This is a genomic window from Microbulbifer maximicatervae (SeqCode), from assembly GCF_052466985.1.
On record NZ_CP174298.1, the window covers coordinates 4,388,254 to 4,410,331 of the forward strand.

A 22,078-nucleotide genomic window follows, 5' to 3' on the forward strand; every position below is an offset into this window, starting at 1 on the left:
TGAGAACAAGGAGCGCGGGTAAAAATACGCTCTTTAAAATTGCTGAATCCCACCTTCCTAAGTTCATCGGATGCACTCAAAAATAAAACGTCTTGCCTACAGGCTGACCATTAGGGCGGTCCAGCCCGGAGGGCGACTGTGCGGCAACTGGTTATATATTGATTGTAGTATAGTCATCTATGCTTTGGACTTTAAAAACTTTGTTATTTGAGAACTTAAACTCTATTTGCGCACCACCAGTTATGCGGTTTGCTGAAACTGATTTTATAACTGTACCTTCAATACCTAACTTTTTGCCCCAATCTATTAACGGGTAGCCAAAATCTGTTTCTCTACTGGCTTTAGGGTCTTCTAGGCCATTGTTGCCTGAGCGCCAAAATAAAATTTCATAATCGAAATAAACTCTGAACCAATCACCTGAAACTTTTATATAAAGGATGTTGGCTTGATCTTCTCTTTTATTCTCACACCAAAATTCTTGAGCGATCAGCTTCTCAAGTTCTTTGTTTTCTATTTCTGGCCAATCGCCATTAATTGAAATTTTATCCATCACTTATAGAGCATAAGCCGTGCTAAACGGCGCGCACCTTTCGCGCGTCCAGTGGAGGTCGTTTTTCGGTCTGAACGGTGTTTGAGTACCTTGTTATGGGCTGCATATATCAATACCCTTTTTCCTAAGATAGGTGATGAGATGATAGTTATATGTTTCCGCATATACTGGCGCAATTACTTGGTACTTCCTTTCTGCGAAGCTATCTATTACGTCGTCAATCTTTAAATACTTGACATTGCTGCCATATTCGCAATTCTTATCAATGAGAGGAACTTCGTTAAGAAGCATGCCTGTAAGGCCAATCAGCCGTAAATCACCATTATCAGCCGCAGAGATAGCCTCGCTCTCTGGATTTGCGTGTAAAATCCAGTCAAAACCCTCTTGGTAATTCTCGGGACTTGAACAAGACGCCACTAATAAAGCTATAAAAATTACTCTAAAAATATTCATACTTTGAGAGACTCATAAGGCTTACAGCACATGCCGTTTTTTTAGGAACAGCAAAAAAACGGTCATGTGCCTGTGATTGTTATATTTGTAGTAGAACATCGAATGAAATCTCACAAAGAGGCCCCATAGATACCCTATGGCCATTTCCGTCTTTATTTCTTTCAACGCGAATATGCGGCTCATAAAACACTACAAACTTTGATTTCTCTAAAAAATCTTTTGACCCACTCAGCTTGTATGAGCGAAAGCCAGTATCTTCCCCTGCATTCTTGAGCGCGATTTTCGCGCTCGGGCTTACAAATGTCGCCCCAGCAAGGTTCATATGCTTCCAAACTAAAGGCACTGACAGCTTAACATGAAGCAGACTCTCCTCACCGGAGAGTTTCGAAGGCTCGAACTCCAAGTAGGACAATAAGTCATCATCCCCACATGATAGAGCAAGCGATGAGTAAAGTAAGAAGCTGAATAGTAACGGTATTCTCATCATAAAATATAACGCCTCAATAATGGGCCGGAACGCAGCAACCTGCTTGTACTCGTTAGGTTTTGGATTAATCAAGTGGATTATCCTCTAGATATGCGTATAGCTCTTGTTGTATGAGACGAAGACATCCCATTTCTAGCCATTTTTCAAATGCTTCTGGTTTAGCGTGTAAACCATATTTCCATCTAGTACTTGAGATTTTTCGTGGCCATAGTTAACAACACAGCGAATATGATCAACGGCAAGCCCAGTCGTATAAAGCTCATCCATGTCTCTTTCTCGATCACCGTTCTTACCGGGAAGATTTTCAAGCAAATCCTCCCGGTTGTAGACCAAATCCCACTCCATAAAATCGAGAAGATCTTGCTCTCTGCCTTCATTCAGTAATCTTCGGATTATGTTCGTATCTGGTTTTGGCATCTCAAGGAAACCTAACGCCCTGCTAAACGGCGAGCGATAGCGAGGCCAGTGGAGACCGTTTTTTGGCCGGAACGATGTTTGAGCAGTTGGTTATATTTTATCTTACCCATAAATTGTGTTTATTTCTAAGTCTATTTGCTATTACAAGCTCAAATGGCTGCCATACTAAAATTGCCAATAGAATATAGATTGCTAAATGAGTATTTTCGTTGAATGAAAAGTAATGGCTGTAAACAGCAATTGTAATAATCAAGAGCGCCAAATACAGCACCAAGGACAAAACCGATAACACCCAAGGAAATGGTTTATACACAGCTCGGGTTTTACAGTGGGGGCACTTTATACGGCTTGGAAGTGCGGCTTTCACTATTGCCAGAACACCAATATCTTTGTCGCACACAGGGCAGTTTTTTCTTTTCAATTATGTATTCCCTTAAAAAATATAACGTTGCCAACAGCGGCGGCCGAAGCAGCGCGTAGGCCTTCCAACTCAGCTATCAGCTGGGTGAGCCTGCTTGGCCTCGTTATGTGTTTTCAATACCTGCCCATGACTGGGCGTGTACTAACTTGACCTCTACACTAATATCTTCAAATTCTGGAGAATAATCTTCAATATGAATAAAGTCAGTAGAAATTTTATTACCTAACTCATCTTGAAGCATCAACTCCAGATCATCTCTCTTTTGATAATACTCATCATATTGCTCGCTGGCGAATAGCTTAAAAACACTTTTCACTTTTTGATAGCCAGGACATTGTATAAAACGTCCTTGAACCATGCCCACACCTAAATCAGCATGCTCCAGTCTCGATTGACCTATGTAAAAATCTTTTGAGAGTATGTAGTAATTCATGTGGTCACATAACGCTGCAATAAAGGGCGAGCGAAGCGAGTCCAGCCCACGGCTTTTTGTGGGCGACCTTTGATTGCCTTGTTATGCTTAAACATTGGATGTAAACCTAACAAATAAAGCGTAAACGATTGCAAGTGAAGCAATAATAGAAATATATGGCAAAGTACCCAAACTATAAAAATAAAGCGTTATTACTAACGAAGCCAAACCACCGACTAAATAGCCCCAAAAATGCGCTTTAAATTCGTTTACCCCAGACAAACCTCGTAATATCAAACACTGAACTGCGTTCCCTAAGCCAACACCTGAAACAGCGACGAGTATCATTGGAATAGCTTGTTCTCGGATTATATAAAGAATAAAGAGCACTAAACCAAGCATTGGTCCAAAAGTCAGGAATTGAACCAAATAGAATATCCACGTTTTCTTTCTTGGTATTTGCTCATTCATATGCATAGCGTTGGGCGTCCCGCGGAGGCCCGAAGGGCCGTAGCTTTACTGCTTGCGCTTGTTAAATGTCTAAACGTTGATGGTGCCATTGGACCATCCATCTACTAGCTGGCTGATATTGGCTGCTACTTTTTGAAATCTACCCTCAGCCGGATAGAAAGCCCAAATCCCAACTTCATAAATGCGGAAACAAAACTCAATACCATCACCGCCAGCATGGCCGATAACTAAGTGCTGATATTCAATGTTTATAGTTATATCAGATATCGGAAGTACCAACTGCAAGAAAGACTCATCATGATAATAGCCACCTTCGTACTTTGATAAGTACTCAGCACAATCATAGTTCTCAGCTAGGAATTTCTTGGTAAACACCCTTATTCCTTATGGCATTTAACGCCAAGCTAAGCGGCGCCGGTTACGGCGTCCTTGCTTGAGCGCCTTGTTAAGTGCGTTTTGATTGCTAAAACCAACCAAATGATAAGTAAAATAGGCCATCCCAAAAACACAACTATTAAAGCTCCATTTCTTAGATATTCCCAAACCTTTGTATCATCTTCCCAACCACCCCACGTAAGATTGATGTATTGCTCATTAACAAGCCAATCCGGGAATTCTCCGCTTGTAAGCCTGCGTGCATAGTGGCCATCTTTTACGCCCCCCAAGAATAAATTTAATGTAGGGTAAGGTTTTAACAGTAAATAATATTCTAAGCTTCCACCTGGTTTATGCTCTACAGTCCAGAACAATAAGAGAGTTATTACTGTTAGTATGATGGTACTTTTTTTCATACACGCACTTAACGCCTCAATAACCGGCGCAGTTTACTGCGTCTGGCGCCGAAGGCGCGAAGTTGATTGACTTGTTAGAAGCCTTCATGCTCGGGCTGTAATTTGAAAACATTCCAACGGCCTTCGGCTTCTTTGCCTTCCTCTTTATGAGTGTGAGGTAGCCGATAACCTTTTCCTAAGGCCGAAAACACACCAATCTCCACCACTTCTGTAGAGTTACTTTCCACCTCAGAGCTGTTATATAAAATATCGAACAATGCAATTTCTCCAGGTTTCAAGACAACAGGAAGTCCAACCACTTCAGCATTTACAACACTTCCATTAGTTGAGAACTCTGCTTCTTTTACTACGATCTGCACATCTCCTACATTACTAACGGAGTACTCCATTTTTCTATCCCTTTCTCCATCATTAATTCCTATAGAAATCATGGAACCAATTAAACGCTCTTTCCTTCTGAGTTGCTGTACATAAAAATTGTATAAAGATACAGCCAAGGCAATAAGGGATATTGTGAGTGTGATGTAATCCTTGAGCTGCAACTGATTCCTCCTAGGCTTCTAACGCCTGGGTATGCGGCGGACCGCGCAAAGCGCGGGCCGCCCGGTGGAAGCCACGCAGTGGCTGGAACGAACATCACCCACTTGTTATACTGTATATCGCTAATTTATTTTTGATCAACCCATACAATAATCTTTTTCCATTCATCCCTTTTAACTAGGCTTTTACAGTCGAATTCCGTTAACCCGCCTCTAGGCCACAACCCAGCGAAACAAAGTTCCGCTTTTGTATCAACTAAGTAAATAAAGTCTTGATGTATCTGTTGAGTGTACATCCCATTAGACCTTTCTTTAATCTTGGGCGGTTTGTCAGCGAAAACACACTGACTAAATAGAACTGAAGCTACAACAAGTATAATTCTTTTCTTCACTTGATAAATCTCATCTTTCTGAACCGAGGTATAACGACTACAACAGGGGCGGCCGGAGCGTAGCGTAGGTTGTCCCGCGAAGGGCTAAAGGCCCGCAGCAACCTGCTTGTACTTGTTAAATGCTGCTTGCACTTACTTGCCTTATAATTTTTTGAATAAAACTACGGCCTTGTGACAAAGGCTTGTTAGTAAAATAAGTTATGACATATACCTTATTATTTATATGAAACACATTATGGTAATAATTTAACCTACTTTCACCCGATTCTCGAGCAGCCTCAGCAACTAGAAGAGTACACTTATTATCACACTTTGCCTCACCTAAGCTTTCACCGTACTCTGATAATATTTCATTACTTTCTTGGATTACTGCCTCAAGATTATCAGTGCTAGCCATGTGAATAACGATCATCTCATACGGATGGCCAGTTTTTTTATTAGGGACAAAGGCTGCGAAATCTATTGAAGAGCCTGTTTCTTCAATGTGATAGTTTGAAGGCAAAGAAATCTCAAAGAACTCACTCTTCCAAGAAGCAGAGAACGCTGTTTGTGCGAGAAACAATATTAAAAGTGGTATCAGACGCATAACGTTTTCTCTAAAGACATTTAACGACTACAACAGGGGCGGCTGGAGCGTAGCGTAAGCCGTCCCGCGAAGGGCCGACGGCCCGTAGCAACCTGCTTGTACTTGTTAGCTTGGCTCCCACTCGGTCCGTATTTTTATAAAGGTATTTATGGTACAAACGACCTGATCCGAGTACAAGCTACCATTACAAGTAATATTTTTAGTCTTGTTATCCGATGCTTCGGCTGAACTCCCACAGTACAGCATTATTTTATGCTCAATTGGCTCAAACATAACAAAGTCATGCTGAAGATTTTCCGGAAAAGGCTCTAGGTATGCCTCTAAATTATATTGAGAATCCGGAAAATTTCCCGTGCTCTTAAAATATTTTTTTGTTGCCTCAATAATTTTTATCATTGTCATTTTCTGGAATTGAACATCGCCTTCACAAGGCGAATCTTCCCAACCAAAGGCAGAAATAGGCAACAAAAGTAAGACTGTAATTATTCCGTAGCTTGTCTTCATGGTTCCTTCACAGCTAACGCCTTGCCCACAGGCCGACCGAAAGGGAGGTCCAGCCCGAAGGGCGATTGTGCGGCAACTTGTTAGGCATTTTTTGCCTAGCCTGCCGCAAACATTGTTACACTGGGATATTCGCCGTTATTCCAATGCTTTCTTATTTTTGCCCTAGCCCTAAAGAAAACCATATTTTCATCATCTCCTGGCATTTTATCAATTAGCTCAACTTCTCCTGAAGATTTATCTATTGATAGCATTCCTTTTACTTTTTTAATAGTTCCGTCGCTGACTTTAGCGTTTGAGCAAAAGCTATACTTGCACATGATCTCATCTTCCAATTCTTTATTGAGATCAATACACATGAAATCTAAATATTCTATGTCTTTCATTTGTGGGTAACTCGGCCGCCTAATGCCGCCAGCAGCGGCCGAGTGAAATGAGGTCCAGCGACCGCAGGGAGCGATGCTGGCTGGCCTGGTTATATTTCATTTGTTTTTGCCCCATATGCTGCCAATACAAAACCAGCTGACATTGACGCAACATAAAACAACGCCGCGATAATACCAACCATGCTAGCGAAGTAAGCCGCTATAAATGGAACAGAATATACACCAACAGCTAGCAACGTAGCTGAAGTTAACGATACAACTTTAGCGCGGCCTAGGATTTTGAAAGAAAGAAAAGAGCTGAAGGTGTAGGCAATGACAATAAACGAATAATAACCAATTGAATGAGCTGTTTCGTACTTTTGCAACGCCACCAAGCAACCTGTGCCTTCAGTTGCTTTGCAAGACTCAAGCGATACGAACATAGACATTACTGCATCTATGATTTGCTTACCGAACTCAGAAAACAACACTTGCGCTAGCAACGCCAAGATAAATGTTGAAATGCAGATTAAAACTATCCTTGTTTGAGAAAGCACGTATTACCCTTTAGAAATATAACGCCCAGCGCAGGCGCAGCCAGCGCGGAGCGCATTTTGTGTTAATGTTTGAGCGCCAGCGAGTAACACAAAAGGTGTGTAGCGTTGGCTGTCGCTCTGCCGCTGCTTGTTATGCATTGCGCTGGCACTTATGTTTGGGCTTAAAATCTAGGACTTTGTTGTACGTGTCACCTACAACGTAGGTCCCTTTTTTGAACCGGTACTTACTTAGCGTCTTGATGGCGGCTCTATTGAATATTTCCGTTTCTGCCTTGACGACCTTTATGTTTTTAGCTTCTCCAGCTTCATCAATTTGGAAAGCTAGCTTTACTGATCCTGATAGCTCTCTACAAACTGGAGGCATTGGGTAGATTGGCTCTATCTCCTCAACTGCCTCTTGGGCAACTGAGATCGCTGAAGAAAAGACCAAACTAAGTGTAAGTACGAATTTTTTCATTACTGATGCATAACGCCGCCGGCAGGGGCAGCTTACCTTGTGCGCGTTTTGCGCGAAAATGGGAGCGTAGCGACCTGCGCAAAAGGTGCACAAGGTAAGCTGTCCCGCGGAGGGCCCCAGGCCCGGAGCAAATTGCCCGGCCTTGTTAACTGAGGTCCTCGTATTGCGCTATGTGCCCCGCTCCGAACTCCCTCAAATTGGCCAAGTTAACATCTAAAGACGAGCAAATTTTCGAGAGACGACCAAAGGGATAGCGTTGATCTGACCATATACTTCCAGCTTCAGGCCCGCTAAATACGTAAATATGATACCCCTCGCAGCCTGTATTACAGATGCGAATAGCGCCGCTCAAGATTCCTTCACTTGTAGTAGAGCGCCCATCGAATGCGCCGAAGACTTCAGCTATATCAACCTCTTCAATCTCATAAGGCTGAAACCACTCTTCTTGTGGTGAGAGCTTGTAATCTCCAACCATTCTTGGATCATTGAGCGCTTGAAACAGGCTTTTAGGAATACTGTCTTTCCACATATTCAGTTAACAGTTAATTCAAAAGAAGCGTCTTTATATCACCCTTCTATATATTTCTGCTGCAGTCATCCAAGATTAACAAAAAAATATAATAATATCAGTAGGTTAGAGGCTTTGGCGCAATCCTCACCAGGTAGATATGTAACAGCGGCTATATATCTACCTGCTTTTCTTGCTCGTGACAATAGTGTCATCCCCTTTAAAGTCAATGACTTAGCTCGCTCTCTCCAGAAATAGGAGAAGCTTCTCTTGAATTCTGATATTGAAAGTAGAACAAGATATGAAATGCTGTATATAAGACTGTTCGAAGAGCAATGTTATGGAAGATATTCACGGTTGAGTACCAAGTAAGACTGAATGCTTCACAGGAGTCTCCCGGTAACATATTTGAAATTAAGTACGGTTGTTTTAGGAAGGGGGGAGAAACTTATACTCACTGGGCTAAACACTTCATGTGCGTTGTTAAGGACAGGAGCCAGACTGATAGTTGGTTTTGAGATTGCGGGGGGAGATCTCACTACGTACTTCAAGGTGGGGTTAAACTAGTTAGTCGATGCTCTCTACTGTTGAGTATCTTGATAGGTTTTTAAGAGCATATTTTTAACATCTAGATGAGCCTGGGACTAGCAGAACGCCGGCCTTGATCTCAGAGATTCTAAATAATTATAGATACAAAATTATTTTATAGCTTTTTTCAATTTTTTGATTGAAGAATCGTATGACATGACTCTCCAATGGCTGTGCTTTAAATTGATATTGAAGGATTCTTAACTCGATGGGTTGGTATTTTTCATTAGTTGATGATTTTTGCCTTGCATTTGGTTATTTCCAATAGCGAAGACTTACCTTGAGAGGGGAGCCACACCGGATATCTTTATCTGGTTTTTTTATATTGCAGGCAATAGATGATGAAGTGCTGGAGTTAAACAGAAAAAAGCCGGCATTGTGCCGGCGGGAAAGCAGACGTCGAAAGGAAGAGACGTTGCAGAGAGACTGTAATTCTTACTCGATGCCCAGGTTCGAACATGAGCTGGGCATCTTTTAAATCTTGCTAATCAATCAGGCTTTTTTACGCAGTAGCACACAGGCATCTGCGGCAGCTAGCTCTAAGCTATTGCCTTCCGCATTGCCAGCAAACAGTGCAGGGGTAATATTGTGTGCACCGGAGAATGCTGCAGGTAATTCCAGGGTGCCACTGTTTTGCCCCAGGTTGAGAACAACCAGCATTTCTTCGCTGTCGCTGCGCCTTACAAAAGCAAACAAATCATTGCCGGTGTCGATCACTTCCTGCTCTGCTGTAGCCAACGATTGGGGTAGCTCCCGGTGCCATTCGATCAGTGCGCGGAAGCGGTTGAGCATGGAGCGTTGGGCGTCCTGCTGAACCTCTACCGCCCGTTGCTGGTGTTCCCCAGAGACGGGTAGCCAAGGTTTTGCTGTGGAAAAGCCCGCGTTGTCGTCGCTGGTATTGGTCCAGGGCATCGGTGTGCGGCAGCCATCGCGGCCTTTGAATTCCGGCCACAGATTAATGCCGTAGGGGTCTACCAGATCTTCATAGGCAATTTCCGCTTCCGGCAGGCCCAGTTCTTCCCCTTGGTAGAGGCAGACACTGCCGCGTAGTGCCAATTGCATCAACAGGAATAATGGGGCCCTGGCATCGGCTTGGTCATCGCTAAAGCCTTTGTTCCAGCGGGTTATTGAGCGGGGTACATCGTGATTGCTGATCGACCAGCAGGGCCAGCCCTTGTCGATTACGTCGCGGTTTTTTTCCAGGGTTTCGCGCAGGAAGCCCGCACTGCAATCCTCGGTCAATAGATCGAAGGAATAGGCCATGTGCAGGCGTTTTTCCGTGGTGTACTCAGCCATGATCTTGTGGGTATTGTCGTCGCCCACTTCACCCACGGTCACAGTGCCGGGATATTGATCCATTAACTGTCGTACCCGCTGGAGAAACACTAGGTTTTCTGGCTGGGATTTATCATTCTGGTGCCACTGGTAATCGTAGTGATTGACTGGTGGCAGGCCTTTCTCATCGAGCTTGAGCGGGCGCGCCGGGTTATTGCCCAGGGCCTGCTGATGGAAAATAAAGTTGACCGCATCCAGTCGGAAACCATCTACACCCCGATCGAGCCAGAACTTCATATCGGCGAGCAGCTGCTCCTGGACTTCCGGGTTGTGCACATTCAGGTCCGGCTGTTCTTTGAGGAAGTTGGCCAAATAGTACTGGCGGCGGCGGGTACACCAGCGCCAGGAGCCTCCTCCGAATACGGAGACCCAATTGTTGGGAGGGGTGCCATCTTCTTGGGGGTCAACCCAGACATACCAGTCCGCTTTGGGGTTGTCGCGGTTGGCGCGGCTCTCCTGGAACCAGGGGTGCTGGTCTGAGGTGTGGCTGAGGATTTGGTCGATAATCACTTTCAGGCCGCGCTCGTGGGCCGCTTCGATCATCCGGTCGAAATCTTCCAGGTTGCCAAAAATAGGGTCTACATCGCGGTAGTCGGCAACGTCATAGCCAAAATCCACCATCGGCGATTTAAAAAAGGGTGAGATCCAGATGGCGTCTACGCCGAGGGATTTTACATAATCCAGTTTTTGCGTAATTCCGGGAATATCACCGATGCCATCTCCGTTGGCGTCGCAGAAGCTGCGTGGGTAAATCTGATAAATAACGCTATTGCGCCACCACTCATAGCTGTAGCCGCTCATGGATTACTGCCTTGTTTCATTATTTGAAAGGGGGAGATAGTCCACCTTTAAAGGATAGGGTGAGTATGGAGCAGTCATTGGCGGGCTTCCTCCTCCCCGGCGAGGGGGGAGAGGGGGGTAAAGGGTGACCGGCCTGGGGTGGTTTGGTATTGGCGGGCGGGGGATGAGGAGCATAGTGGGCACGTCCCTGTGCCGCTGGAGCAGGACTGTTTAGGGCTTGTCCTGGACCGAGCGAAGCATTTGCTCGGCCAGGGCGATGGCCTCCTGGCGATCCTTGACGTCCAGCTTTTGGTAGAGGCTGCGAATATGGGTCTTGATGGTGCTCGGTGCCACCTTAAAGTGACGGGCGATTTTCTCATTCGACAGCCCCGAGTGAATCGCATTCAGTACCTGCCATTCCCTTGGGGTGAGTGGGGAGTGGCGCAGGAAGTCTGGCACGGCATCGCTGGCCAGTATCTCGCGGATAATGGTGTCATCCAGCTCGATGCGAATACCACCGTCCAGCTCTGGCTGCTGTTGTGCCGCTTTGATCAGTTGTTGGGCTTTGCTGGACTCCGCCTCTCCCAGGCTATTTTCCAGGGCGGCTTTCAGGATAACGATTAAAGGTTTGCCGATCTGCAGGAAGCTGGCGCGAAAATCCCGTTCGTGGGAGAGAAGCAGGGCTTCACTAATAGCCTCCACAGATTGGGGGTATTGCTCGCGCAGCCACAACAGGTGAGATTCCAGCACCCGGTTACGCAGGCGATCTGTTTCCAGGCCGCACTCGTTGGCGACTTGTTTTAGGCGGCTCAATAGGCGGTTGGCATCGGACCAGTGGTGCAGCTCAATCATCGCGCGCACATGGTTGCGTCCGTGGCACTGCTCAAAGTGATTGCTGGGCCTGTCGGCGACGGGAGTAGCCTGTTCCAACCAGCTTGCGATGGCCTGCTGATTGCCCAGGGCGCGCCAGGTGCGGATGCGGGTGGCATCGGCGTTGGCGATCCAGTCCCGGTGGTAGCGCCCGTCTGTGAGCAGCCGCTCGATACGCTCTAGCCACTCCAGGGACTCCTCTTTCTCCCCCCGAGCCTGGGCGATTTTTAACAGTAGGGTGTACTCCGGCAGCAGCCAGTGCTCGCCGACCCGGCGGTTGATTTGCATACCTCGGCGAGCGGATTGCTCGGCACCTTCCAGATCGCCGGACTCCCATTGCAGCTGGCCGCGCAGCCGGCACACAAATTCCGAGATGGGCAGTGTGGACAGGTGATTTTTCTGCACCAGGGTCTGCACCTTCTCCTGCAGCGTGGACGCTTTCTTCAGCAGGCCCTGGGCAAAGGCGATTTCTGTCTGTTGGCAGATGGCCCAGGCGGCGCTGGGGATATCCCGTTCGGCGATCGCCAGGGCTTCAACTTCCTGCATATAGCGGTTGGCCTCTTGCAAGGCACCCAGGCAGAAGCTGGTCTCACCGGTGACCAGCAGAGCGGAGATTCTCTCGCCCAGCTGGTCTGCGCGCAGTAGGGCCAGGGCTTCTTCGGCATACTCCTTGGCTTGCAGAGTCTGCCCACGGGCAATGGCCACCTGGGCGCGCATGGTGGCAAAGGCGCCCTCAAAGTCGCGCCACTGTGCGGGGTCCTCCCGCTGCAGCCAGCTCTCGGAGGCCGCCAGGTTTTTCTCGCACAGGTCGTATTCAAAATTCTCCCGTGCCATTTTGGCGGACAGGAGAGTAAAGCGGGCGCTGTGTTGCAGGGCTTCGTCACCGAGCCAGTCGAGGCAGTCCCGCAGCAGGCGCGACTGCCCCGCGCGCAGAAGCTGTTCCCCCCGATCGTTGAGCAGCTGCTTTAACCGCTCGCGGTCGCCGCCGGCCAGAGCGTGGCGCAGGGCCTCCACTGGCTGGTCTAATTCTTGCCAGGTATCACAGGCAGTGCTGTGCAGTTGCAGCAAGTGTTCGCGGTCATTGATTTGCCGTTGCAGGAAGCGGGCGAAGACCGGGTGGAAGCGGAACCACTGGCGACTTGAATCCTGCGCCTGCAGGAATAACCCGCGGCGCGCGGCTTCTTCCAGCAACTGCTGCCCGTCCTGCCGACCGGTAAGGCGCTCCGCCAGTTGGGCGTTCACCCGGGTGAGGATCGATGTGCAGGAGAGGAGCTGGCGCAGTTGGGGTTCCAGCCGTTCCAGCACTTCCTCAGCCAGGTAATCGAGAATATGACTGTGGCCCTGCTCCAGCTCTGCCAGATAGCGATCCACTTCGTTGCTGTCGCGCACTGATAAAGTGAATAGCTGTACAGCGGGAGGCCAGCCCTCACTGAGGTGATGCAGTTGGGCTGCGCGGTCGCCGTCGAGATTAAACGGCAGGCGCTGCTTGAGTAGGGTGGCGATTTCTTCAATGTTGAGGGCCAGCTCATTACTGCCCAATTCCAGTAATCGCCCTTGAACTCGCAGGGTGGCCAGGCCCAAAGGCGGTTGGCTGCGACTGGTGAGAACAATACCGACACCGGCTGGGGCGTGGCGCAACAAAAAGCGGGTAGTGTCGTGCACCTGCTGGTTGTCGATCTGGTGGTAGTCATCCAGCACGATGCGCAGTTCGTTGGGCAGGCCCCGCAGTTCCGACAGCAGGTGGCTCACCAGGGTTGAGGGGTCCGGGCGCTGGGGCGCGGACAATAACTGGTGAGTCTGGGGGACACCATTGCCGGTCGCCCTGTGCACGCTTTCCACCAGGTAGCGGCAGAATTGGCTCGGTTCATTATCACTGGCATCCAGCGTATACCAGGCGACCGGGTTGTCCTGCTGTGAGGCCCAGGAGGTAACCAGCGTGGTCTTGCCGTATCCCGCAGGAGCCGTCACCAACAGCAGTTGATCGCTGTGGCATTGGTTCAAAACCGACAGCAGGCGCGGGCGCGATAGGGCGTGCTCGGGGCAATCCGGCAGGCTGTATTTGGAAGTTAAAAGCATCGCTGCGGGAGGGACTGTTATAAATGTTTGATTTTTGTACAGCCACTATTATGCACCAGGACCCGGGTATTGTTACAGCACTGTAATAGGCCAGCTTTCTGGTGATTCCGCCTCTTGGGTGGCAAATTGGAGTGGCGCCGGTTTAGCTTTGGGCAGTATATTACTATTCGGGTTAAATCGGTCATCTCAACCCGTCGCAATGCAGTTTCTGCGGCTCATTAGTGGGTACGTTAGTTCATATTTACTGTGATGTATCCACACCGGCTCGTAAAGGGATGCATTATTGTGCAGCTTCCCCTCGCGCCACTTTCAGTATTTTTCGATTTTTATTTGGCAGTGAGAATGCCCGTCGTGCGGGTTTTCATCAATGTTCATTCATTTAAAAAAGCCGAGCGCTGCGAAGGCGCCGATAGAATAATAAGAAGAGGAAGCCATGGCGGATATCGTAATCCTTGCTGCTGCGGGTATGGGGGCTGTGGATAACACGTTTGCAAAGCCACTGTTTGCGGCATTGGAAGCCGAATTTGGGGAGGAGTGGTCGCGTCTCTACTGCGCTGAATTACCCGGCCTGGAGCACTTCCAGAGCAACATCGAACGCACCTTTGAGAGTATGCAGAAACGCGAACTGGACTTCCTGCGTGCACGAAAATATTTACTCCTGGGGATGTCGCAGACAGCGGCACAGTCTGGCAATGTGGATCGCCGGGATAGCAACTACGAAAAGACCCAGCGCGAGATCTATGCGGCGCTGGCCAAGGCCGCTGATCAGGTTGATGAGCGGGCTCCGGTGATATTGATCAGCCATTCGGTGGGTTGTATCAACCTATCTAATTACCTCTGGGATGCCCAGCGCCCCAATGTCAGTTGCGGTGTTTGGCGTGATGGTGGTCCCGCAGGCGTTCACAAAGGGTCTGCACGTGAGAGGTTTTTGCGCCTCAAGACCTTGAGCCATTGGTACACCCTGGGGCCGACAATGCCCCTGTGGTGCGCCGATCGACCCCGGGAGCAAATTCATGCGGTCACCTCCAATACCCGGGGATACAATTTTCGCTGGAAGAATTTTTATCACCCCAATGACCTGTTTGGCTGGCCCCTTAAACCCCTGAGCCCCTCCTATAACCAGGCGGTGTGCCGAGACTATGAGACTTGTTCGCTGAGCGATCACGGCGCTTTGAGTTCAGTGGCTTTTCCCTCGCCCCCTGAGGATTACTGGCGGAACCCGAAAGTTGTTGAGCAGCTGATAGAGGATGTGCGCTCCCTGCTCAAGACGGTGAATAAGCCCGCTCATCGGCATCCACAACCCTCTCAGCAGGCTCTCGCGGTATAATCCCCAATTACCTCAACAGTCTCCTGTAAAAGATGAAGGGCCGCTTTCTTATGTCGCTGCAATATCACCTGGTTCCGGTTACTCCTTTCCAGCAAAACTGCTCGTTGCTGTGGTGTGAAGACAGTAAGCGCGCGGCTGTTGTCGACCCCGGTGGCGATCTCGATAAGATTCTGGCGGCGGTGGAGGAGCGCGGTCTCAAGCTGGAGAAAATCCTGCTGACCCACGGCCACCTGGACCATGTAGGCGGCACTGCGGCGTTGTCCAACCAGCTCCAGCTGCCGATAGAGGGGCCGCATAAAGGCGATGATTTCTGGATTCAGCAGTTGCCCATGCAGGCGCAGATGTTTGGTTTCCCCGCTGTCGAAGTATTTACTCCAGACCGCTGGTTGGAACAGGGAGATACGGTTACTGTAGGGGATCAGGAACTGGAGGTGCACCACTGCCCGGGCCATACCCCTGGCCATGTGATTTTCTTCCACCGCCCCAGCCAGTTGGCTCTGGTGGGAGATGTTTTGTTTGCCGGTTCGATCGGGCGCACAGATTTCCCCCAGGGAGATCACGATACCCTGATTCGCTCTATCAAAGAGCGTCTATGGCCGCTGGGTGATGAGGTTCAATTTGTACCGGGGCATGGCCCCATGTCCACTTTTGGCCAGGAGCGCCAAACCAATCCTTTTGTCGCCGACAAGCGCTTTGGTTAAGTGATACCTGGATTCCAATAACAGGCGGGAAGTACAGCGCCGGGAGTCCCATTTTATGTTTGCAGGAAAAATACGTCTTTTTCTCGCCTTGCTGGTGCTGGGGTTAAGCGGCTGCGCAGTGATTTCCGAAGAGGAGTGCCGCGCGGGGCTCTGGTATGAGCGGGGCCTGCAAGACGGCGCTCGCGGTCGCTCACAGTCGCTGGTGTACGATATTGCCCAAGAGTGTGACAGCTACGATATGCATGTGGATAGCGATGCATGGCTGCAGGGCCATGAAGAGGGTGTAGAGACTTACTGCACTGCAGAAAATGGCTATCACCAGGGGCGTAGGGGACGGAATTACCAAGGGGTTTGCACTGGCCCTACTGCTGATTTGTTTTTACAGAATTACGAGCGCGGTCTCGCCGAATACCGTATAGAGCAGCATTACCAGCGCCTTTTGTGGCGTCGGGATAATTTAGAGCGCGAGTTGCTCTCCCTGCATTACGCCTATCGGAACACCGATAGTGAAGCCCAGGCCCAGGCATTGTACTTGCAGCGCAGCCGCCTTCGCTGGGAGCTGCGGATGTTGGATATGGAGTTGTTTCGTTATGGCTTGTTTGGCCCCACTCATTTAACGCCCGGCTATTATCCCCCTGGATTTTTTTCTGCCAGATTATTTTATTGGTAAGTAAAAAATTTATTGGTCCTAAATTGAAGTAAAGAAGTCCGGGTTAATGCCCCGGTATCACACGCACAAGAGATTTATTGTAATGGCAATTTGGCATTTAGATCCTTCACTGGAAGAACTGAACCAGGGAATATCCCAATGCATGCCCGGCTACCTGGGAATGGAAATTACGGAAATTGGCGATGATTACCTGGAAGGGACCTTGCCCGTAGACCATCGCACTCGCCAGCCCTTCGGTATTTTGCATGGTGGTGCCAATGTCGTATTGTCGGAGACACTGGGTTCCATAGGTGCCAACTTATTAGTGGATACCGATAAATTTTATTGTGTCGGTCAGGAAGTTAACGCCAATCATCTGCGCCCTGTCCCCGAGGGAGAGGTTCGAGGTCGTGCAAAACCCGTGCATATTGGGCGCAGCAGCCAGGTGTGGGAAATTCTGATCTATGCGCCCAATGGTAAACTCAGTTGTATTTCTCGCATTACCATGGCTGTTGTAGCTCATGGTGCCTAGTATTAGCTCCTGGGTTGCGAGTGGAGATCCCGCTTGAAACAGGCCCAGGATTTTATTTTTGAAGATATTCCCTATCGCTTGGTGCGCTCGAGCCGGCGCAAGCGACTGGGACTGGTACTGTCTTCCGGTGGTGTGGAAGTGCGAATTCCACAGCGTTGTGCAGCCCGTTATGGGCATGAATTCCTGCAGGAAAATATCCAGTGGGTGAGAGCGCAGTTACTCGCAGCCGACCGGCGCGCCGCGCAGGTGCCGCAATATCAGTACGCTTTTGGTGAGAGTTTTCCCTGGCTGGGACAGCAGCTTCCCTTAGAGCGTGCAATGAGCAGTAAAAGTGCCGGTATTGGCGATGGTGCTATCAGGCTTTATACCCGCTATCGCCAGCCCGATAACACACAGCTGCAAACCGCTTTACAACGCCTTTACCAGCGGGAAGCATTGGCATTGTTAACGCAAAAATCCCATGTGTTGGCCGAGCAGCTGGGGTTAAGTATTTCATCAGTAAAAGTCCGTCGCACCAAAAGCAAATGGGGTCACTGCAGTATCCGCGGTGAGCTGCAGTTTAACTGGCTTGTTTGTCTCGCTCCTGAGCCGGTGGTTGATTACCTGGTGGCTCACGAGGTCTGCCATTTGCAACATCATAACCACAGCCGCGCTTTCTGGGATTTAGTCCAAAGTGTGTGCCCCAGATTTAAAGAGTTGCGCCGCTGGTTGCGCGATAACGGTCACCGCCTGACCCTGTAACTTTTTTCTATTCTTTAGTTGTACTGAATTCTCCCAATTAATTATGAGTAAGAAGCCCCGTTTTATTACTGGCCGCAAGCCGGTTAAAAAAAACTTGCCGAGCCGCGCTGAAGCGACAATAGAAAAATTTAGTCACGATATGCGCGGTATTGCCCGGGTAGGTGGCAAAACGGTGTTTATTGATAGTGCCTTACCGGGAGAGCAGGTTAAATTTCGCTATACCGCACGGCGCGGCCGTTTTGATGAGGGAATTGTTGAGGACGTCATATCGGCTTCAGCGGGTCGGTGCGCGCCGCAGTGCGCCTATGTAGATTCATGTGGAGGCTGTTCGGTTCAGCACCTGCAGCCATCGGCACAAATTATTGAAAAGCAAAAAATTCTTTTGGATCAGTTGTTGCGTTTTGGCGGTATTGAACCTGAAGAAGTACTGCCTCCGTTAACTGCTGATCCCTATGGCTATCGACGCAAGGCCCGTATCGGCATTCGCAAATTGAAAAAGTCCCAGGGTGGCGAGCTGCTTTTTGGCTTTCGAAAAAAGCACAGCAATGATTTGGTAGATATTGATGAGTGCCCGGTACTACATACAAAAATTGCCGAGCATTTAGCGCCGCTAAAAAAACTCGTGGCTGAAAGTGACGGGCGCGCGAACTTTTCTCACCTGGAAGTGGCGGTTGGAGATGATGTGACAGCTCTGGTGCTCCGCCATTTAAAGCCTCTATCAGATAAGGATTTGGCGCTCTGGTTAACATTTGCTAAAAGTACTGGTATACACCTGTATATACAAGGTGGAGGTGATGTCTCACAGGAGAGAATCTGGCCGACAGAGGGAGCTGCTGATCTAAGTTATCAGTTGCCGGAATTTGACCTGACGTTGAGATTTAAACCGCAGGATTTTGTGCAGGTTAATTTTGCGATAAATCGGCAGATGGTGAGTCGAGCCGTTGAGTTACTCGATCCGCAACCCTCCGAGCGTGTATTGGATTTATTTTGTGGATTGGGGAATTTTACCCTGCCATTGGCGCGTCGTGCAGCGGAAGTGATCGGGGTCGAAGGTGTCGGTGCTTTAACTCAACGGGGTGTGGACAATGCCGCTTTGAACCAATTACAAAATGTGCACTTCTATTCTGCCGACCTGAACGAAAAAATGGCAGGTGCGCCTTGGGCAGAAGCAGGTTTCGATAAAATCCTGTTGGACCCACCGAGGGATGGCGCTTTGGAGGCTGTGCGCGGATTGGCGCGATTTTCTGCCAGTAGGATCGTCTACGTCTCCTGTAACCCGGCCACCCTGGCCCGGGATGCCGGTGAATTGGTGAAGTTGGGGTACCGGTTGAGTAAGACGGGTGTCATGGATATGTTTCCCCATACCGATCATGTTGAGTCGATGGCAGTATTCGACAGAATTTAGGGCCTATTGAGGCCGGGAAAACTAACGTAAACTGCGGTAAAACCGTTTAAGCGAAGTTGTTATGCAAAGCGAAACCCTAACCGATAATTTTGAAGATAATTGCGCGCGCTTTTTGCCTGAAGCTGTAGGCCAGGGCTGCGTCTGGGCCCTGCAGGGTGAGGAGGGCTTTGCACTTTGTGAGTCTGAAAAGCGGGCCGATACCGAGGTTATGCCCTTTTGGTCGCAAAGAGAATTTGCACAAGACCACTGCGAAGGAGACTGGGCTGACTATGAGGCAGTGGCAATTGACCTGGAAGAATTTATGGATGACTGGCTTACCGGCATGCATGAAGATGTCTTATTGGTGGGGATAAACTGGAACGCCGAACTGGAAGGGGTTGAGATGGAACCCCTGGACCTACTGGAGCAGTTGGAGCAAGAGCTGCAATAAACTGCGCCATAGTGCCCCACCCAGTGGATAAAAATTACTCAACGGGATGTCTCAAATGGGGCAGATTCTTGGCTTGCGCAAAACAGTCTACGGAGTTGCCAACATTACCGAGGCTGTGGCCTGGTATACGCAGGTACTCGAACAGAAACCCAGCCATGAAAGCGATAGCTATGCGGCGTTTAGTATTGGTGATTGCGAGCTCGGATTAAATGCCGATGCGCGCAGTGCGATCAGCCGGGCCGATGGTGTAGTTGCTTACTGGCAGGTTTTGGATTTGGCCGCGCAGATTGAGCGACTCGGCACTATGGGGGTGCGGCAGCACACGGATATAGAGGAAGTCTCTGGACGTGTGCTGATGGCGAGCTTTCTCGACCCCTATGGCAATGTTTTCGGATTGATTGAGTACCTGCAAACGCCCATTGAGAGATAGGACCATTAAACGGAGCAGTTCCTGTGGATAAGCCGCCCATTTCCAGATTTCGTTCCCCCAATCGAAGTTTTGCTGCTGAAAGCCTTGCGCAAATTGGGCGGGGTTATGTGGTTCCGGATCGAGTGGCTTTAATTACCGGCTGCTCAAGCGGTATTGGGCGGGAGCTGGCTTTGGCGCTACATCGCCGGGGAACCATAGTGATTGCCACGGCGCGCCGCCCGGAAAGTTTACAAGAGCTGGCGGACCTGGGAATTGCCACTGAGGCCTTGGATGTGAATTCCCAGGCGGATATCAATCGAGTGGTTCACGCAGTAAAAGCGGCATACGGGCGGCTCGATATTTTGGTCAATAATGCCGGTTACGGTCAGATGGGGCCATTGCTGGAACTGGACACGCGAGCACTGGAAAAGCAGTTCCGAACCAATGTATTTGCCCCTCTCGCTTTGATTAGGGCCTGTGTACCTTTAATGCGTTCGGAGCAGGGCGGAATTGTGTGTAATATCGGTTCGGTTTCCGGTGTAATGCCTACACCTTTCTCCGGTGCCTATTGTGCTTCTAAAGCGGCCCTACACTCCATTTCTGATGTTTTGCGACTCGAACTAAAACCCTTTGGCATTCGGGTAATGACGGTGCAACCCGGTGCGATCGCATCGGAATTTGGTCGCCACGCTGAGACATCCCTGCGCGGTCTTTTGCCGCCGGACTCCCTGTATAAACGGCAGGAAGAGGCGGTTAGGGCCCGAGCCCAGGAGTCCCAACAGAATGCTACATTGGCAAGCACACTGGCCAAAAAGCTGGTGCGTGAGCTGCTGCGAAAACGCGCTCGTCCTTTGGTGCGTATTGGCAACCGCAGCAGCCTGTTGCCCTGGATGGCACGCTGGCTGCCGCGCAGTTTTAGGGACTGGTTTTTAATGCGGAGATTTAAATTAAATCGCCTCGCTCACAAAAGCTGAGGATTGTTATTCTGGTTTTTGCAGTGAGTGGTTGGACTCCTTCAACCACTGTTGTACTTCGTTGTAGTTGCCTCGATACAGAATTTTCTGTTCCGATTTCTTCATAAGATGGTCGTAGCTGCCGTCATAGTATTCCCGCAACAGTGACACCACGATAGGGATGTACACATCACTATTATTCGTTCTCAGTAATTCTTGGTTAGCTGAAGCTAAGGCTTCGTTGAGCTGCTTGTAGCGCAGCCCTCCCAGGCGTTTACTGATTTTATTGAGATTGAGATGTAATTCTTCCCCCAAAGATTCAGCTGCTGATTTTTCACTGCTTTTAAAGCGCTCTAAGCCCTCGTGAACATAATTTTGCACAATGCGCTGTGCCCGTGTTTCCAATGGCTCCTCGACAAGAACCCGGGGAGCGGCCTTCATAGCGGTTTGCAATACTGGAGGAAGTGCGCAGCGTCCAATTAGACGGCTTTCATCTTCAATCGCAATAGCACCTGTCTGTTGGGAAAGCTTCAGCAGGTCGATACTGATCTGATTTTCAAAATCGATTTGTGAAGGTTGGCTACTACTGGTACGGCCAAAGCTAGAACCTCGATGTTTTGCGATCCCCTCAAGGTCGATATACCGCCGCGCAGCCTGGATTAATTCCGTTTTGCCACTGCCGGTGTGACCAGCAACAACGATAAAGGGCAGTTGGGTACAATACTTTTCCAGCTCGTTTAACAGGAACTGCCGCATGGCTTTATAGCCACCCTCTACTATCGGGTATTCAATATTATTCGAGCGCAGCAGTTTTTGTGTCATTCGGGAGCGCAAACCGCCTCGGAAACAGTAGAGGTAACCTTGGGGGTGTTTACGTACAAATGCGCTCCATTGTGAAAGACATAAGCTTCGCACTTCATCTGTTGCTAAACGCCAGCCAAGGTCAATTGCTGCTTGCTGGCCTTTGTTCTTGTACTCAGTCCCGATCAGTTCACGTTGGTGATTGTCAAGCAGGGGGTGGTTTCTTGCGGAAGGGAAAGCGCCGCGAACAAACTCAACTGGGGCGCGTACGTCCATCAGCGGAATATCATTCAGGAAGATGTCCGTGTAATTCGCAGTATCGGTCCGCAAGGTAGCACTCCTGCTTATTTAGAAAATAGGTGGTATTTGATTGTATCTCCATTTTCTTTTCAGGCCTATGGCAACTGAAGAAGCTACTTGTATATGCAATATATGATGTGCTTAGCGTTAGATGACAGTTTGATATTTACACCGGAAATTAATGCTCAGTATGAGAGAATACTTTTTTAATTTATTGCTCGATAGCTCAGTGTTTACATTTACTTTTTGAACCTAATGCGATTCCAGGTCACAG

General features: G+C 49.0%; 28 protein-coding genes. 9 read left to right on the forward strand and 19 right to left on the reverse strand.

Translation table 11 applies throughout. The annotated features are described in order from the left end of the window. Nucleotides 1-151 precede the first annotated feature (151 nt). From ACJJI3_RS19405 to malT, 18 genes are all read right to left on the reverse strand, one after another. On the reverse strand, nucleotides 152-553 hold the full coding sequence (locus ACJJI3_RS19405; RefSeq protein WP_444940632.1) for a hypothetical protein: 402 nt from the start codon (nucleotides 551-553) through the stop codon (nucleotides 152-154). Nucleotides 554-643: 90 nt separating this feature from the next. Further along, on the reverse strand, nucleotides 644-1,003 hold the full coding sequence (locus tag ACJJI3_RS19410) for a hypothetical protein (protein ID WP_444940633.1): 360 nt from the start codon (nucleotides 1,001-1,003) through the stop codon (nucleotides 644-646). A 79-nt stretch (nucleotides 1,004-1,082) separates the two neighbouring features. Then, nucleotides 1,083-1,562, reverse strand: a complete 480-nt coding sequence (locus tag ACJJI3_RS19415; protein WP_444940634.1) for a hypothetical protein — start codon at nucleotides 1,560-1,562, stop codon at nucleotides 1,083-1,085. A gap of 60 nt (nucleotides 1,563-1,622) precedes the next feature. Continuing rightward, nucleotides 1,623-1,907 (reverse strand): hypothetical protein, encoded by a 285-nt coding sequence (locus tag ACJJI3_RS19420; protein ID WP_444940635.1) that lies wholly within the window; start codon nucleotides 1,905-1,907, stop codon nucleotides 1,623-1,625. 97 nt (nucleotides 1,908-2,004) lie between these two features. Beyond that, the gene (locus ACJJI3_RS19425; protein ID WP_444940636.1) at nucleotides 2,005-2,328 is read right to left on the reverse strand and encodes a hypothetical protein; all 324 of its coding nucleotides are present in this window, start codon (nucleotides 2,326-2,328) and stop codon (nucleotides 2,005-2,007) included. 103 nt (nucleotides 2,329-2,431) lie between these two features. Further along, entirely contained in the window at nucleotides 2,432-2,761 is a 330-nt protein-coding gene (locus ACJJI3_RS19430) for a hypothetical protein (protein ID WP_444940637.1), read from the reverse strand. An 87-nt stretch (nucleotides 2,762-2,848) separates the two neighbouring features. Beyond that, the gene (locus tag ACJJI3_RS19435; protein WP_444940638.1) at nucleotides 2,849-3,211 is read right to left on the reverse strand and encodes a hypothetical protein; all 363 of its coding nucleotides are present in this window, start codon (nucleotides 3,209-3,211) and stop codon (nucleotides 2,849-2,851) included. 69 nt (nucleotides 3,212-3,280) lie between these two features. Beyond that, on the reverse strand, nucleotides 3,281-3,586 hold the full coding sequence (locus ACJJI3_RS19440; RefSeq protein WP_444940639.1) for a hypothetical protein: 306 nt from the start codon (nucleotides 3,584-3,586) through the stop codon (nucleotides 3,281-3,283). 29 nt (nucleotides 3,587-3,615) lie between these two features. Beyond that, complete coding sequence (locus tag ACJJI3_RS19445) at nucleotides 3,616-4,002, reverse strand: hypothetical protein (protein WP_444940640.1); 387 nt, start codon at nucleotides 4,000-4,002, stop codon at nucleotides 3,616-3,618. 74 nt (nucleotides 4,003-4,076) lie between these two features. Continuing rightward, nucleotides 4,077-4,544 carry a hypothetical protein gene (locus tag ACJJI3_RS19450; RefSeq protein WP_444940641.1) on the reverse strand — a complete coding sequence of 156 codons (468 nt, stop codon included), beginning with the start codon at nucleotides 4,542-4,544 and terminating at the stop codon, nucleotides 4,077-4,079. Between the two features lie 504 nt (nucleotides 4,545-5,048). Continuing rightward, nucleotides 5,049-5,519, reverse strand: coding sequence for a hypothetical protein (locus tag ACJJI3_RS19455; protein ID WP_444933903.1), 471 nt, complete (start codon nucleotides 5,517-5,519; stop codon nucleotides 5,049-5,051). 105 nt (nucleotides 5,520-5,624) lie between these two features. Beyond that, complete coding sequence (locus tag ACJJI3_RS19460; RefSeq protein WP_444940642.1) at nucleotides 5,625-6,023, reverse strand: hypothetical protein; 399 nt, start codon at nucleotides 6,021-6,023, stop codon at nucleotides 5,625-5,627. A gap of 95 nt (nucleotides 6,024-6,118) precedes the next feature. Next, nucleotides 6,119-6,406 (reverse strand): hypothetical protein, encoded by a 288-nt coding sequence (locus ACJJI3_RS19465; protein ID WP_444940643.1) that lies wholly within the window; start codon nucleotides 6,404-6,406, stop codon nucleotides 6,119-6,121. Between the two features lie 89 nt (nucleotides 6,407-6,495). Then, the gene (locus ACJJI3_RS19470) at nucleotides 6,496-6,942 is read right to left on the reverse strand and encodes a hypothetical protein (protein ID WP_444940644.1); all 447 of its coding nucleotides are present in this window, start codon (nucleotides 6,940-6,942) and stop codon (nucleotides 6,496-6,498) included. Nucleotides 6,943-7,072: 130 nt separating this feature from the next. Continuing rightward, a complete protein-coding gene (locus ACJJI3_RS19475) occupies nucleotides 7,073-7,399 on the reverse strand; it encodes a TonB family protein (RefSeq protein WP_444940645.1) in 327 nt (108 codons plus the stop codon). Between the two features lie 145 nt (nucleotides 7,400-7,544). After that, nucleotides 7,545-7,928, reverse strand: a complete 384-nt coding sequence (locus tag ACJJI3_RS19480) for a hypothetical protein (RefSeq protein WP_444940646.1) — start codon at nucleotides 7,926-7,928, stop codon at nucleotides 7,545-7,547. A 1,059-nt stretch (nucleotides 7,929-8,987) separates the two neighbouring features. Next, the gene (locus tag ACJJI3_RS19485; protein ID WP_444940647.1) at nucleotides 8,988-10,631 is read right to left on the reverse strand and encodes an alpha-glucosidase; all 1,644 of its coding nucleotides are present in this window, start codon (nucleotides 10,629-10,631) and stop codon (nucleotides 8,988-8,990) included. 210 nt (nucleotides 10,632-10,841) lie between these two features. Next, entirely contained in the window at nucleotides 10,842-13,556 is a 2,715-nt protein-coding gene (malT, locus tag ACJJI3_RS19490) for an HTH-type transcriptional regulator MalT (protein ID WP_444940648.1), read from the reverse strand. A 433-nt stretch (nucleotides 13,557-13,989) separates the two neighbouring features. Here malT and ACJJI3_RS19495 point away from each other — a divergent pair, with 433 nt between their 5' ends. The 9 genes from ACJJI3_RS19495 to ACJJI3_RS19535 all read left to right on the forward strand — a co-directional run bounded on the left by ACJJI3_RS19495 (nucleotide 13,990) and on the right by ACJJI3_RS19535 (nucleotide 20,724). Then, the gene (locus ACJJI3_RS19495) at nucleotides 13,990-14,883 is read left to right on the forward strand and encodes a hypothetical protein (RefSeq protein WP_444940649.1); all 894 of its coding nucleotides are present in this window, start codon (nucleotides 13,990-13,992) and stop codon (nucleotides 14,881-14,883) included. A gap of 50 nt (nucleotides 14,884-14,933) precedes the next feature. Continuing rightward, complete coding sequence (locus tag ACJJI3_RS19500; RefSeq protein ID WP_444940650.1) at nucleotides 14,934-15,584, forward strand: MBL fold metallo-hydrolase; 651 nt, start codon at nucleotides 14,934-14,936, stop codon at nucleotides 15,582-15,584. A 55-nt stretch (nucleotides 15,585-15,639) separates the two neighbouring features. After that, nucleotides 15,640-16,254, forward strand: a complete 615-nt coding sequence (locus ACJJI3_RS19505; RefSeq protein ID WP_444895986.1) for a DUF2799 domain-containing protein — start codon at nucleotides 15,640-15,642, stop codon at nucleotides 16,252-16,254. An 82-nt stretch (nucleotides 16,255-16,336) separates the two neighbouring features. Next, complete coding sequence (locus ACJJI3_RS19510) at nucleotides 16,337-16,765, forward strand: hotdog fold thioesterase (RefSeq protein ID WP_444892114.1); 429 nt, start codon at nucleotides 16,337-16,339, stop codon at nucleotides 16,763-16,765. A gap of 33 nt (nucleotides 16,766-16,798) precedes the next feature. After that, nucleotides 16,799-17,506, forward strand: a complete 708-nt coding sequence (locus tag ACJJI3_RS19515; protein ID WP_444915426.1) for a M48 family metallopeptidase — start codon at nucleotides 16,799-16,801, stop codon at nucleotides 17,504-17,506. Nucleotides 17,507-17,549: 43 nt separating this feature from the next. After that, nucleotides 17,550-18,911, forward strand: a complete 1,362-nt coding sequence (rlmD, locus tag ACJJI3_RS19520; protein WP_444915427.1) for a 23S rRNA (uracil(1939)-C(5))-methyltransferase RlmD — start codon at nucleotides 17,550-17,552, stop codon at nucleotides 18,909-18,911. Nucleotides 18,912-18,972: 61 nt separating this feature from the next. Further along, nucleotides 18,973-19,341 carry a DUF2750 domain-containing protein gene (locus tag ACJJI3_RS19525; protein WP_444895989.1) on the forward strand — a complete coding sequence of 123 codons (369 nt, stop codon included), beginning with the start codon at nucleotides 18,973-18,975 and terminating at the stop codon, nucleotides 19,339-19,341. 55 nt (nucleotides 19,342-19,396) lie between these two features. Beyond that, nucleotides 19,397-19,771 carry a VOC family protein gene (locus ACJJI3_RS19530; RefSeq protein ID WP_444940651.1) on the forward strand — a complete coding sequence of 125 codons (375 nt, stop codon included), beginning with the start codon at nucleotides 19,397-19,399 and terminating at the stop codon, nucleotides 19,769-19,771. A gap of 23 nt (nucleotides 19,772-19,794) precedes the next feature. Then, the gene (locus ACJJI3_RS19535) at nucleotides 19,795-20,724 is read left to right on the forward strand and encodes an SDR family oxidoreductase (protein WP_413663457.1); all 930 of its coding nucleotides are present in this window, start codon (nucleotides 19,795-19,797) and stop codon (nucleotides 20,722-20,724) included. A 6-nt stretch (nucleotides 20,725-20,730) separates the two neighbouring features. On the opposite strand, the gene mnmH is transcribed toward ACJJI3_RS19535, so the two are convergent. Then, nucleotides 20,731-21,834, reverse strand: a complete 1,104-nt coding sequence (gene mnmH, locus ACJJI3_RS19540) for a tRNA 2-selenouridine(34) synthase MnmH (RefSeq protein WP_444940652.1) — start codon at nucleotides 21,832-21,834, stop codon at nucleotides 20,731-20,733. Between the last annotated feature and the right edge of the window lie 244 nt (nucleotides 21,835-22,078).